This window comes from Pseudomonas sp. 382 (assembly GCF_002759075.1).
Classification (GTDB): Bacteria; Pseudomonadota; Gammaproteobacteria; order Pseudomonadales; family Pseudomonadaceae; genus Aquipseudomonas; species Aquipseudomonas vlassakiae.
Window position 1 is genome coordinate 572,973 of sequence record NZ_PEMX01000001.1, and the last position, 12,500, is coordinate 585,472.

Genomic DNA, 12,500 nt, shown 5'->3' on the forward strand with positions numbered 1-12,500 from the left:
TGACATAGACGGCGGCTTCTTCGCTCGTAAACCCGCCCCCACGGGGCCTCCACAGCGCCTGAAGGCAACGAAGTCTCCTGTGGGAGCGGGTTTACCCGCGAAGAGGCCGGCCCAGCCACCACAAGGTGATCAGGCCAGCTCAGCTATTTCAGACCACGACACCCTGGCTACGCAGGTAGTCGTCATAAGTCCCGCTGAAGTCCACTACACCATCAGGGCTCAGCTCGATGATACGAGTCGCCAGCGACGACACGAACTCGCGGTCATGGCTGACGAACAGCAGGGTACCCGGGTAGTTTTCCAGCGCCAGGTTCAGCGCTTCGATCGATTCCATGTCGAGGTGGTTGGTCGGTTCGTCCATCACCAGCACGTTCGGCTTCTGCAGGATCAGCTTGCCGAACAGCATGCGGCCTTGCTCACCACCTGAAATCACTTTCACCGACTTGAGGATCTCGTCGTTGGAGAACAGCATGCGCCCCAGGGTGCCGCGGATCACCTGCTCGCCGCTGGTCCACTGGCCCATCCAGTCGAACAGGGTCATGTCCTCTTCGAAATCGTGGGCATGGTCGTGGGCGTAGTAGCCCACCTCGGCGCTGTCGGTCCACTTTACCGAACCTGCATCCGGGGTCATCTCGCCGACCAGGGTGCGCAGCAGGGTGGTCTTGCCGATACCGTTGGGGCCAATGATCGCCACGCGCTCGCCCGCTTCGACGGTGATGTCGAAGTTCTTGAACAGCACCTTGTCATCGAAGGCTTTGGCCATCTTCTCGACGACCACCGCCTGGCGGTGCAATTTCTTGTTCTGTTCGAAACGAATGAACGGGCTGACACGGCTCGAAGGCTTGACCTCGGCCAACTGGATCTTGTCGATCTGCTTGGCACGCGAAGTGGCCTGCTTGGCCTTGGAGGCGTTGGCCGAGAAGCGGCTCACGAAGGTCTGCAGTTCGGCGATCTGGGCTTTCTTCTTGGCGTTGTCCGCAAGCAACTGCTCGCGCGACTGGGTGGCGGCCGTCATGTACTCGTCGTAGTTGCCCGGGAACAGGCGCAGCTCACCGTAGTCCAGGTCGGCCATGTGCGTGCACACGCTGTTGAGGAAGTGCCGGTCGTGGGAAATGATGATCATGGTGCTGTTACGCGCCGTGAGAATGTTTTCCAGCCAGCGGATGGTGTTGATATCCAGGTGGTTGGTCGGTTCGTCGAGCAGCAGCACGTCCGGGTCCGAGAACAGTGCCTGGGCCAGCAGTACCCGCAGCTTCCAGCCCGGTGCCACTTCGCTCATCGGGCCAAAGTGCTGTTCCAGCGGAATACCCAGGCCGAGCAGCAGTTCACCGGCGCGGGATTCGGCGGTGTAGCCGTCCATTTCGGCGAATTCGGTTTCCAGCTCGGCGACGGCCATGCCGTCCTCTTCGGTCATTTCCGGCAGCGAGTAGATGCGGTCGCGTTCTGCCTTGACCTTCCACAGCTGGCCGTGGCCCATGATCACGGTGTCGATCACGGTGAATTCTTCGTAGGCGAACTGGTCCTGGCGCAGTTTACCCAGGCGGGTGTTCGGCTCGAGCATGACCTGGCCACCGGACGGCTCCAGGTCGCCGCCGAGGATCTTCATGAAGGTCGACTTGCCGCAACCGTTGGCACCAATCAGGCCATAGCGGTTGCCGTTGTTGAATTTGACCGAAACGTTTTCGAACAGCGGCTTGGAGCCGAACTGCATGGTGATGTTGGCGGTGGAGATCAAAGGGCTTACCTATCAGTAACTTACGACGCTGGATTTTCAGCTGATACCGATTTGATACCAATCTTGAGTTTTTCCAGCTCGCTCCAGTCGGAGCTTGAGTTGAGCCAACGGGCATACGTCGACAGCAGCATCTGCACGCTGTGACCCAGCTGTTGGGCGATAAATGCGGGATTGAGGCCGGACATTAAGCATATTGTCGCATAGGTGTGACGGCAGTTGTATGGGGGGGCGACGCCTGATCCCCAAATCGTTCAGCAGTACCAAACGGTCCCTCCCAGCCGACAGCCTCGAGGTAAAGGTGAGAGCGCTCCTGGCCGAGCGGCGACAGCGTATCGGATATGAGAAAGAGCTTGAGGCAGCAGCCAGCGCTTGCCGCTGCTTGCTCAGCAGCTTGAATGAAGTCGAATGGCAGGCCTGGCTTGCGAAGCGACGCCTGACCGGCGTGCACCGCAGATGCAACAAAGCCCGGCACAATCACCGGGCTTGAAGGTAGGGCTCTGGTCTATTCCTGGAGAGGTATCGGTTCAGCCGCGGTAGCGTCCCGGCTTGTGCCAGCGGATCAGCACCAGATTCATTGCGACGGTGCCCACCGCCGACCAGGCCATTTTGTCTGCTGGCAGGTAGAAGGCTGCGATCAGAAACAGCGCCGCATCGCAAACGAGCTGCGCCACGCCGGCGTTAATGCCGAATTTCCGCTGTAACCACAGAACCATAGAGCCGGTGCCGCCCATAGATGCGTTATGCCTGGCCAGGCAGAGAATGCCCATTCCCAGAAGCGTACCGCCGAGCGCCCAGCCAATCGCCGGGTCGATGCCGGCAACGTTCAACGCCGGGGTAACCAGCTTTACACCCAAACCCAGGGCGAAGCTGACCAGAACGCTTTTCAGGGTGAAGTTCCGGCCCATGGTGAACAATGCGAACAGCAGGAACGGCACGTTGATGGCCGGCACCAGGACCGAAGGCGGGTAGGGGGTGACGAACGACGCCAGCAGCGCCATGCCAGCAATGCCGCCAGTGATCAGCCCACTTTTGCCCAAGATGGCGATACCGGTCGCAGCCAGGGCGATGCCAGTAAACAGCCCATAAGCGTCATCCAGAGCGCTGTGGCGCGGGTAGGTCGCCGCCTCACAGCTCATACGGCGCCTCCAATAGGACGGTGCCGCGATGGCGCAGGCCGTCTACAGGGGTAATGCGAGCAACCTCTACACCGTGGCGGACAATAACCACCTCAGTTCCATAGATCACTTGTTCAAGGATGAACTCAAGGCTTGATTGAGCCTCGGGCAGGTCATATTTCACCTGATGCATGAAGGTTTTCCTTTTGGGATTGGTATTGCACGAGGAAGGCGGATACGCCTCTTGCTGCGCGGCCGGGTAGGCGCAACGCTCGGCAATATAATGATTCTCCTGACCAGAAATGTGCTTTCGAAATGTGCGTGGTTTTCGCCTATGTGCGAATAGAAATTACGATGATCACAGGGCTAGAGAATAATTTATGCTCTCGCATCCTGTAGTGATCCTGCCTGGGATGGGGCTGGCACAGGTGTGCCTATACCGGCTGTATCAAACGGGGTGTAGATGGGTGATGATTTCCGCTGGTGCCCACTTGCATGAAGAGGGACAGGGTTTTGGACAAGCGGACCTTCATCGGGATGATTGAGGCGGGAGAGCCTCTGCTGAAGGAGGCTCTTGATGCCATGCGCGCAGGATGAAGGGAAACCTGCTGAGTTTGGTGTGAGGGTAGTCTGGCAACCAGGCTACCCTGCTGGCGCCTAGAGTTTGTACTGGATGGTGTAGGACGCATCAGTCCTTGGCTCTATCGTAATTGGAATGCCGAATAGCTTTCCGTGGCATTCACTTACGATACAACGATACACGGCGCCCTGGCGGAGCTGGTCCCACAAGCCTTCGTCATGTATCGAGATACGCAAAACGCGGTTGTTCGGATCCTCCCTGACCAGAGCAACGTGGTGGTCCAGGTCGCAGCCGAAATCCGTAGAAGTCAGCTCTGAATCGTAGCCGATCAGCACGCCGTGTCTTTTCAGATCGTCCCTGATACGCTCAATTACGTCATCTGCTTCTTGTTTTAGCATGATGGTTATCTCGCGGTGCTTTCACTCATCAAAACTCTAGCTGACCCTGCTGATATTCGCTGTCTTTGGGCGTAATCAACGTTACACCCTCATTCCTGACATTACCTACCGCCTTGCCTACGGGATACCAGCGGAAGTCCGCTGCCGGCCTGCACCCCTGTTCCACGATTGCCGAAGCCCGCTGCGCTGATGTAGCCGGGTCGAGCCATTCCTGGGCAAGCTCAGGGCGCAACACCAAGGGTTTTCTGTCGTGGATATCGATCAGTCCTTGGTCTGCGGCTGCTGTGATGATCACAAACCCATCGCGCTCATCCGCCTCAATGTTCCCGTGCACTTCGGCGAGCGCTGCGAAGTAGAGCGGCCCTCCGTCAGCGCTGGTGATGTAATAAGGCTGCTTGCGCTTAGGGTCGGCCGGATCCGGTATCCATTCAAACCAGCCGTTGGCCGGCGCCAAAGCTCGCCCCTCTGGCCACAGCCCACTGAAAAACTTGCCCGTCACCACTGTCTCGGCCCGTGCATTGATCGGATCGGGGCGCTTCCCCTTCGCCCAGAATGGCGACCATCCCCACTTCACCCGGTCCACGATCAACCCATCCCCGACCTGGCGAATGATCTCGACTCGGGTCGACGGCGCTACGTTGTAGCGATTGATCGCCTCATGGTCATAGCCATTGATCACCACCAGGTCCAGCGATAGCTGGCGTAGGTAATGATCCATCGACTCGTAGATCGAATATCGTCCACACATGGCTGACCTCTCGCCTGTCAGAAATATCGCTGCCCAGATTGACCGGAGGAACGATGCCAGATTTACTGTATATGCATACAGCTTGCATTGGACCTTCCATCATGACCATCACTTTCTTGGGTACGCCAACCGGCGGCACCGAACCGTTACCGCTTTACTCGTTTCATGTCCCAGCCGGTTTTCCTTCGCCTGCGGCAGACCATCTGGAAGGCCATATTTCCCTGGATGAGCTATTCGACCTCCGCGCGCCCCATGTGTATCTGGTTAAAGTGGAGGGCGACAGCATGCAAGGGGCAGGGATCTACTCGGGTGACATCGTAATTGTCGACCGCGGTCGTGAGGCAGAGCATGGGGACATTGTCATCGCAGCGGTCAACAGCGAGCCTGTCTGCAAGCGTCTGCACCGCCGCGATGGCGTGGTAATCCTCAAATCGGAGAATCCAGCATACCCGCCGCGGTACATCATGGAGGGTGATGAACTCGTCGTTTGGGGCGTTGTGCGCTACAGCGTTCGTGATCATGCGCAGTGACCAAGTGTTCGCGCTGATCGACTGCAACTCGTTCTATGCGAGCTGTGAGCGCGTGTTCCGGCCTGACTTGGCCAAGACGCCGATCGTCGTATTGAGCAACAACGACGGCTGCGTGATCGCCAGGTCATACGACGCGAAGCCCTTCGTGAAGATGGGGGAGCCGTATTTTCAGGCGAAGGAGAAGCTCCGCCGCCACGGGATCATAGCCTTCAGCAGTAATTACGCGTTGTATGGTGACATGAGTGAACGCGTGATGAGCTTGATCGAGTCGATGGTACCGGCGACACAGGTCTACAGCATCGACGAGTGTTTCGCTGACCTCTCTGGCATTCAGGAAAACCTGACGCAGTTCGGGCGGAAGCTGCGCTCGAGGATTTTTCAATGCACGGGCATCCCAGTGGGGGTGGGCATCGCTGGCACCAAGACGCTCGCGAAGTTGGCCAACCATACGGCCAAGCGTTTGCAAGCGCAGACTGGCGGTGTGGTCGACATCACTGATCCGTTCAAGCGCGATTGGGTGCTGCGCAACAGCCAGGTGAAAGAGGTATGGGGCGTAGGCCGACGTATGGCTGCCCACCTTGAGGCGATGGGGATTCACACGGCGATGGACCTGGCCAAGGCTGATGCCTGGACGCTGCGCCAGAAATTCAGTGTGGTGGTCGAGAAGACTGCTCGCGAATTGGCTGGCACAGCGTGCCTGGACCTGGACGAGGCGCAACCCCCGAAACAGGAGATCTGCTGCAGCCGGATGTTCGGCAAGCGCCTCACTGAGCTGGCGCCCATCAAGCAGGCGGTGGCTACCTATGTTGGTCGGGCCGCAGAAAAGCTTCGGGCCCAGGGCTCAGTGTGTAAACGCATGCGCGTGAGCATCCGCACCGGCATGTTCAATCCAGGTGAAGCGCATCACGCTCAGGGGGCTCTGGTTGAGCTTCCATATCCCACTTGCGACACGCTGATGATGACGCGACTGGCCACCGAGGCGGTCGGGCAGATCTTTAGGCCAGGATTTCGCTACAGCAAGGCCGAGGTACTGCTGATGGACCTGCGGCAACCAGGTGAGTTTTCAGAGGATTTGTTCGCGCTCAAGCAATCGGTGGCATGTGACCGGCTGATGCAAGTGATGGATGGCATCAACGAGCGCTGGGGGAGGGGGACAATGCGAGCCGCCAGCGTGCCTGCGACACCGGACTGGGGGATGAGACGGGAAATGATGAGCCAATCCTATACGACACGGATCGATCAGCTGTGGACCGTCAAGTGCTGAATCTTCCTGGCGCGTGGCTAGACGAGTTGAATGACCAGACGGCACTTCGAGCAGACCCGGATGGTCGTGCGCTAGTCCTGAGTGAAATGGCACACGCGGCACATCGCCGACGGGATGTCGGTGATGAAGACCTTGTAGAGATGCTCGAATTCGCTGAGGCCGCCAGATTATGGGCGTTGACCGAGACAGAGTTCGCCTGATATTGGTCGATGACGATCACTCGCGAAAGGCTGCTTTCGACCCAGAGCCGCCATTCACGAAGGGCCGCAATCGGCCAAAAGCAGACGGTCACAACCGCTAGAAGCTAATCGCCTGCTTGTTTCAAGACGAAAGAAAAAAGCTCAGCCAAGTACGACTGGATCTGGCCCCAGTCGCTGCTCTCTGTCGAGAGCGGCAATTGCCCCTATCTCATCGTCAGACAATTCGAAGTCGAACACGCGGTAGTTTTCTCGGATGCGAGCTTCCGTGACCGACTTAGGAATGACCACTAGGCCGAGCTGCAGATGCCAGCGGATGATTACCTGAGAGCACGTGCGGTCATGCTTCGCAGCAATTTCGCGTACTAGCGGATCATCGATTGCTTTCCCCTGCGCCAAGGGGCTCCAGGACTCGGTGCGAATTCCGAGTTCGGCGTTGCTCCGGCGTAGGTCAGCCTGCTGGAAGTATGGGTGCAGCTCGATTTGGTTCAGGACTGGGGCGACTCCTGTGTCCTCAATTAGTTGCTTCAGATGATCTGGGTTGAAGTTCGAGACGCCAATGGAGCGAGCCTTGCCTTGCATCTTGGCCTCGATCATCGCCTTCCAGGTATCAAGGAATAGCCCTTTCGCCGGCGCCGGCCAGTGAATGAGCAGCAAGTCTACGTATTCCAGCTTGAGCCGAGCCAGGCTCTCGTCCAGAGCTTTGCCAGAGGCTTCAAACCCCTGGTCAGCGTTCCAGATTTTTGTGGTTACGAAGACCCTCTCACGGTCGACACCGGAGTCACGCAGGCCTGCTCCGACACCTTCCTCGTTCTCATAGATCGAGGCGGTATCAATGTGGCGGTATCCGATCTGTAGCGCTTGGCTGACAGCTGTACGGGCTTGCTCTTGGCTCGCTTGCCAGACGCCCAGTCCCAATTGAGGAATCAGGTTCCCGTCGGACAGCTCGATCATAGGTTGGTGGTTCGTCATGGTTACCTCACCAGGGATTAACAAAACAGATTGGAAGCAGCGGAGTGCCCTTTGATCTATGGGATCAGCTTGGCTGCGATGTGGTTCTTGCCGCACTTTCCACCAACACGGAAATGGCCATCGCCACGATGCCCAGGAGCGCAAGCAGGGCTCCAACCCAGCCCGTTGATGCCCAGCCCAGGCCCATGGCGATAGACATCCCGCCGAGGCTCGCCCCCATTGCGTTGGAAATATTGAAGGCGCTGTGGTTGAGGGCGGCCGCAAGTGTTTGTGCGGGCCCGGCGACATTCATCAAGCGCACCTGTAGAGCAGGTACCAGAGCGAAGCCACAGCCCACCAGGAACAGGACCGCGAGCGTCCCAACCTTCGACGGAGCGAACAGGGAGAACAGTGTGAGGAAAATCACGTTCCACACCATGATGGCGAAGATGGCTCGGATCAGGCCTCGGTCCGCTAACCAGCCGCCAACCAGGTTGCCGGAGATCATGCCGATACCCCAGAAGGCCAGCACCATCGGCACCTGGTTGATCGAGAAGCCAGTCATCTCGGTCAGCGTTGGCGTGATGTAGCTGTACACCGCGAACATGCCACCGAACCCGATCGAGGCAGTCGCTAGCGTCAGCCATATCAATGGGCGCATGAGCCCACTCAGCTCGGCCCTAGGACTGGCGTTCGGATCACGCGGTACCGACGGGACGTACAGCCAGAACAAGAGCATTGTGGCGATACCAGCTACAGCGAGTGATCCAAACGCTGCTCTCCAGCCGAAGGTCTGACCTATCCAGGTCGCCGCGGGCACACCTATCACGTTGGCGGCCGCAAGACCGGCCATTACATATCCAGCCGCTTGCGCCTTTCGCCCTTCACCCACCATGGCGGCAGCAACCAGGCAGGCAACGCCGTAGTAAGCGCCATGAGGTAGGCCTGCCAGAAAGCGTGCGCCCAGCAGACTGAAGTGGTCCCATGCAACAGCACTGGCGGCGTAGCCAATGGCGAATAGTGCTATGAGGGCAATCAAAAGGGCTTTTCGAGACGAGCGTGCTGCCAGGATCGCGATCAGCGGAGCGCCAATCACAACCCCCAGCGCATACGCGCTGATGTAGCTGCCTGCCGTTGGTATAGACACCCCGGTGCTTTCGGCCAGGCCGGGCAAAAGGCTCATCGAAACGAACTCACCGGTACCGATGAAAAGGCCTCCAAGCCCGAGGGTGACTATCGCAGTTGCTACGCCATGCGGGGCGTGAATTTCTGAACTGTCTGAGGTGCGCGGTGAAGCGCTGGATATCGAGGCCATGGAAATTCTCGGAAAAAAGATGCCCACACCTGCAGAGGGTGGGCAGTGCAAAGGAGCAGTAAGAGGTTGCTGCGCTGCAGCGCACTTCGATGGGGTTACTGCGGCGGGGCCTCATCAGCGATGTACGCGTTGAACTGCTCGCGGTACGCGGGATGCCAACGAGATAAGGCAGGCCGGTTTTGGATAAGGTCGTCTGCGCTCCACTGCATGCGTCGCTGATCCACCTCGCGACTGACTTCGTTGTCCTCGCAGAAGATATAGAAGTCGCTACGAGCCAGGCCCTCTAACAAGCGATCAACGACCTGATCGGCTGTCCATGGCGCGTTGGGTTTTGCGGAGCCGGCCGCCATGCCCGGAAAATTCATCGGTGTGAACGTGTAGCCGGGAATCAGTAAATGGGCCGATACGCGGCCATCGGTACGCTCGCGCAGCTCATGTTCAAGGTGCTCGGTCAGCACCTTCACTGCGACCTTCGAAACGGAGTAGGCGGTGTTTCCTGGAGGGGTGGTAATTCCCTCCTTGGAGCCAACATTCACAATTGCGGCAGGGTAGTCTTGGGTGAGCAGGTAATCGACGAACAGCTGCTGGACTGCCAGGACCGCCCAGAAGTTGACCTCCATCGTCTTACGCCACTGTTCCTGGTCGTTCCAAGGACCAGCCCCTTTGAGGATGGCGGCATTGTTGACCACGAAAGACACTTCGCCGAACTCTCGAGCCACAGTAAACAGTTCCTGCAATGCGCTTGGAGACGTTACATCCCCAGTGACGGTGACCACCTGAGCATTTGCATTCTTGCCATACAGCGACAGTACTGCAGTGTCGAGTGCGGTCTGGTCCTTATCGAATAGGACAACCTTCATCCCCAACTGGGACAGGCGACTAGCAATTGCATAGCCGATCCCGACTGCAGCCCCGGTGATGACCGCAACTCTGTTCTGGCGGATAGCTTGATGACCCATGTGGAATCTCCTGGATTGGAATTAGGTGGACGAATCCACACGAAGAATGAGTTCGGTGATCTCAGCTGGCACGCCGAGACGTATGGGGAATCCACTCCAGAGACCCGCTCCATTGCTCGTGTAGAGAGTCATCGCACCCACCTGGTAGGCGCCGGAGATGAAACCTTCGTTGGCGTAGCGGCCTACCTGATCCAGTCCTTTGATCATTCCACCGTGGGTGTGACCGGAGAGCTGCAGTGCTACGCCTGCTTGGGCGGAGCGATCTGCACCGGATGGTCGATGCTTGAGGAGGATGATGGGTGCACTTTGTGGCACTCCCCTAAGCGAGGCATTCAGGTTCGGCCCAGCCATCCCGAATTGAGCGGCGGCTTCGTCAGTGACACCGGCTATGACCAGCGACTCGGTGCTTGCTCCAATCACTATGTGCTCGTTCAGCAGCATCTGCATTCCGAGGCGCTCGAACTCGGCGCGCCACTGTGGCTCGTTGAAGTAGTACTCGTGATTGCCAGGAATGCCGATGATGCCGAGGCGAGCCTTCAGTCTTGCCAGGGGAGCTACATCGAGCTGTCGATCAATGGTTGTCCCATCAATTAGATCGCCGGTGATCAGAATCAGGTCGGGGTTGAGTGCATTGGTACGGGAAACTACCGCATCTACCCAAGGCAGCTGGAAGAGTTTGCTGATGTGCAGATCTGTCAACTGCACCACACGCAAGCCATCCATCGCCTGTGGCAGACTCTTGATCCTGACTTCCACAGTGCGAATACCTGGCACCTGCGCCGCTTGGTACACGCCAAATGCCGACAGAAGAAGGGCAAATGCTGCGGTCAGGTATCGACTGCTCGGCCCTACCAGTTTTTTGGCGGCACGTATCCGCAGGACTGACAGAGCGCCGTTGACCAGATCTGCCAGTACCACGAAGACGAACAGCAAAACGAACGAGCAGAACGCCCAGCCGGCTACCAACACTGCCCACCGTGGCATCTCGGGCGAGAACATGGTCCCGAATACCCAGATCTGAATCAGGTGGTACTTCGATACCACGAGCAGGACGGTAGCCAGGGCAGTACGTCCGCCCTTCGAGATTGGAAGCGGGAGAATGAATCGCCACAGGACGTATAGGTACGCAAGGCCAAGATAGACGTGAAACACGGGAAAGCTCTTCTAGGGATGGCGGACTAAGATCAACTATCGTTGAATTTCTTTAATGTTAAACTGTAAGGGAAGTCGCTTTGTTTAGGCGTTATCCATGAATCATTGAGAATTTCTCAACACTAGGTTGCCCCGATGCCAGTACTCCCGACCACAAAGCTGTCACGAGCTGACTTAGCCGATCTGAATTCCTTTCTTGCGGTGGAGAGTCATCGCAGCTTCTCCAAGGCTGCCGTTGAACTGGGTATCACCACGTCCGCGCTCAGTCATTCCATTCGAAATCTGGAGACCCGTCTGGGAGTAAGGCTGCTCAACAGAACCAGCCGAACAGTTTCTCCGACAGACGCTGGCGCAAGCTTGGCGAAGCGTCTGGCTGTCGGTTTTCAGGAGATTGGAGGGGCGCTGGCGGAAGTAGATCGGCATCGCGACCGTCCTGCAGGTCGCCTGCGTATCAACGTCCTCAGTGACGGCGCTCGGCTGCTCTTCAATCGGTGGCTGCCAAAGTACCTGGAGGCCTATCCGGATGTATCAGTCGAGGTCGCAGTAGAGGACCGGATGGTGGACATCCTGGCCGCCGGATTTGATGCGGGCATCAGGTATGGTGGGACGATCGCTGAAGACTTTATTGCTGTGCCCATCAGTGACCGGCTGCGCTGGGTTGCCGCGGCATCGCCTCGCTACCTCAACAGGACAGCGAGGATCGTGGTGCCGGAGGATCTGAAGAACCATAACTGCATTCAGATTCGGACCGGCCAAGGCGTCATCTATCGCTGGGACTTCGAGAAGGAAGGCGACCACCGAGTGATTGAGGTGCCTGGCCAGCTTTGTGTGAACGAAACCGAGTTTGGCATTCAGATGGCGCTATCGGACCGAGGCATTACATACTGCCCGGAGGAGCGCATCGCAGATTACATCTCGCGGGGAGAGCTCCAGGTCGTACTGCCTGACTGGGCGCCCATTGAACCAGCATTCCACATCTACTACCCAGGCCGCCGGCAAATGCCTCCAGGCCTGCGGGAGTTAATAGACCTGCTTCGCACCGACTCAGCTACCTGGTAGCTAGTAGCTCGGTGCTCGCCAACAGGCGGGGGGTCATCAATACTTGAGAGTCCCCAAGGACTTTGCCTACGTCCGCTTTTGCCCGATCGCTGTCTTCCCCAAAGGGCAGCTTTGGGTCCAGGCTGTGTGAAAACGCACGTGATTGTCTAACCTTCTGATCGTCGAGATCGTGGCGGGGACGATCATGAAGCGATTCATTGAAGGTGAAGCCCGGACGCAAGTCACGTTGCTGCCGGAGTGCCTGGACGATTACATCACCGAAGAAAACCCTGTTCGGGTGGTTGACGTTTTCGTCGATGAACTCGACCTCGGAGCGCTCGGGTTCGAGGGTGTCGATCCGGCTGCAACGGGTCGTCCGGCCTACCATCCAGCAGTCCTGCTGAAAATCTACATCTATGGCTACCTCAACCGGATTCAGTCCAGCCGCCGGCTTGAGCGCGAGGCAGAGCGCAATGTCGAGCTGATGTGGCTAACGGGCCGGTTGGCTCCCGACTTCA

The 12,500-nt window shown here is 58.0% G+C and carries 13 protein-coding genes and 3 pseudogenes; 6 read left to right on the forward strand and 10 right to left on the reverse strand.

Annotated elements, in window-relative coordinates:
- Positions 1–148: 148 nt before the first annotated feature.
- Positions 149–1,735, reverse strand: coding sequence for an ABC-F family ATPase (locus tag CQW31_RS02905; RefSeq protein ID WP_099813691.1), 1,587 nt, complete (start codon positions 1,733–1,735; stop codon positions 149–151).
- Between the two features lie 20 nt (positions 1,736–1,755).
- Positions 1,756–1,990, reverse strand: a pseudogene (locus CQW31_RS02910) (site-specific integrase); the annotation flags it as partial.
- 25 nt (positions 1,991–2,015) lie between these two features.
- Between CQW31_RS02910 and CQW31_RS31560 the strand changes: the two are divergent.
- Positions 2,016–2,111 (forward strand): annotated as a pseudogene (locus CQW31_RS31560) (hypothetical protein); the annotation flags it as partial.
- A gap of 148 nt (positions 2,112–2,259) precedes the next feature.
- Here the strand turns inward: CQW31_RS31560 and CQW31_RS02915 are convergent.
- The 4 genes from CQW31_RS02915 to CQW31_RS02930 all read right to left on the reverse strand — a co-directional run bounded on the left by CQW31_RS02915 (position 2,260) and on the right by CQW31_RS02930 (position 4,576).
- Positions 2,260–2,871, reverse strand: a complete 612-nt coding sequence (locus CQW31_RS02915; protein ID WP_054886494.1) for a YitT family protein — start codon at positions 2,869–2,871, stop codon at positions 2,260–2,262.
- The gene (locus CQW31_RS02920) at positions 2,861–3,043 is read right to left on the reverse strand and encodes a type II toxin-antitoxin system Phd/YefM family antitoxin (RefSeq protein ID WP_054886493.1); all 183 of its coding nucleotides are present in this window, start codon (positions 3,041–3,043) and stop codon (positions 2,861–2,863) included. Before CQW31_RS02920 ends, CQW31_RS02915 begins: the two co-directional genes overlap by 11 nt.
- A gap of 464 nt (positions 3,044–3,507) precedes the next feature.
- Positions 3,508–3,828, reverse strand: coding sequence for a hypothetical protein (locus CQW31_RS02925; RefSeq protein WP_054886492.1), 321 nt, complete (start codon positions 3,826–3,828; stop codon positions 3,508–3,510).
- Positions 3,829–3,856: 28 nt separating this feature from the next.
- Complete coding sequence (locus CQW31_RS02930; protein WP_099813692.1) at positions 3,857–4,576, reverse strand: SOS response-associated peptidase; 720 nt, start codon at positions 4,574–4,576, stop codon at positions 3,857–3,859.
- 101 nt (positions 4,577–4,677) lie between these two features.
- Between CQW31_RS02930 and CQW31_RS02935 the strand changes: the two genes are divergently transcribed.
- The 3 genes and pseudogenes from CQW31_RS02935 to CQW31_RS31565 form a co-directional block, all read left to right on the forward strand.
- A complete protein-coding gene (locus tag CQW31_RS02935; protein ID WP_054886490.1) occupies positions 4,678–5,106 on the forward strand; it encodes a LexA family transcriptional regulator in 429 nt (142 codons plus the stop codon).
- Positions 5,096–6,370, forward strand: coding sequence for a Y-family DNA polymerase (locus tag CQW31_RS02940; protein WP_054886489.1), 1,275 nt, complete (start codon positions 5,096–5,098; stop codon positions 6,368–6,370). Before CQW31_RS02935 ends, CQW31_RS02940 begins: the two co-directional genes overlap by 11 nt.
- Positions 6,364–6,567 (forward strand): annotated as a pseudogene (locus tag CQW31_RS31565) (hypothetical protein); the annotation flags it as partial. The gene CQW31_RS02940 and the pseudogene CQW31_RS31565, both read left to right, overlap by 7 nt.
- Positions 6,568–6,711: 144 nt before the next feature.
- Here CQW31_RS31565 and CQW31_RS02950 read toward each other — a convergent pair.
- The 4 genes from CQW31_RS02950 to CQW31_RS02965 form a co-directional block, all read right to left on the reverse strand.
- Complete coding sequence (locus tag CQW31_RS02950; RefSeq protein ID WP_054886487.1) at positions 6,712–7,539, reverse strand: aldo/keto reductase; 828 nt, start codon at positions 7,537–7,539, stop codon at positions 6,712–6,714.
- 64 nt (positions 7,540–7,603) lie between these two features.
- Positions 7,604–8,833 carry an MFS transporter gene (locus CQW31_RS02955; RefSeq protein WP_099813693.1) on the reverse strand — a complete coding sequence of 410 codons (1,230 nt, stop codon included), beginning with the start codon at positions 8,831–8,833 and terminating at the stop codon, positions 7,604–7,606.
- 95 nt (positions 8,834–8,928) lie between these two features.
- Positions 8,929–9,792 (reverse strand): SDR family oxidoreductase, encoded by an 864-nt coding sequence (locus CQW31_RS02960; protein WP_099813694.1) that lies wholly within the window; start codon positions 9,790–9,792, stop codon positions 8,929–8,931.
- A 21-nt stretch (positions 9,793–9,813) separates the two neighbouring features.
- Positions 9,814–10,944: a metallophosphoesterase gene (locus CQW31_RS02965; protein ID WP_099813695.1), complete on the reverse strand. Its 1,131-nt coding sequence runs from the start codon at positions 10,942–10,944 to the stop codon at positions 9,814–9,816.
- 135 nt (positions 10,945–11,079) lie between these two features.
- On the opposite strand from CQW31_RS02965, the gene CQW31_RS02970 reads away from it, so the two are divergent.
- A complete protein-coding gene (locus CQW31_RS02970) occupies positions 11,080–12,003 on the forward strand; it encodes a LysR family transcriptional regulator (RefSeq protein ID WP_054886483.1) in 924 nt (307 codons plus the stop codon).
- A gap of 184 nt (positions 12,004–12,187) precedes the next feature.
- Positions 12,188–12,500, forward strand: a 313-nt coding sequence (locus tag CQW31_RS02975; RefSeq protein ID WP_143524203.1) for a transposase, incomplete at its 3' end; no start/stop codon positions are given.